A 289-nucleotide genomic window follows, 5' to 3' on the forward strand; every position below is an offset into this window, starting at 1 on the left:
CCCCGTTTGATTGCCAGCCATTTTCTCGAGCAACTTAGCATCAATGCCTGCCTCCTCTGCCCGCTTGAAATGGAGGCGATCCACTTCAGCAGAAGGGACACCCATTTTCTCTTTGCTACTTACTTCATTGCCAAGATGAAGGGTAAAACATAGAGGCTTTAAAACATGATAAATGTAAGCCGTTGTTTGGTATTCACACCAGCCTAATTCGGGACGCTTATGCAAATCACGGCGCCATGTTTTTAGTTGATTCTGTAATTTTTCCATTCTATACACCGTCCATTCATTC

At 43.9% G+C, this 289-nt stretch carries 1 pseudogene; it reads right to left on the minus strand.

The window, feature by feature from the left end:
• A pseudogene (locus tag CHH91_RS18390) lies at positions 1-267 on the minus strand (peptidase M20); the annotation flags it as partial.
• Positions 268-289: the final 22 nt, after the last annotated feature.

Source organism: Virgibacillus sp. 7505 (genome assembly GCF_002272135.1).
GTDB lineage: Bacteria > Bacillota > Bacilli > Bacillales > Amphibacillaceae > Terribacillus.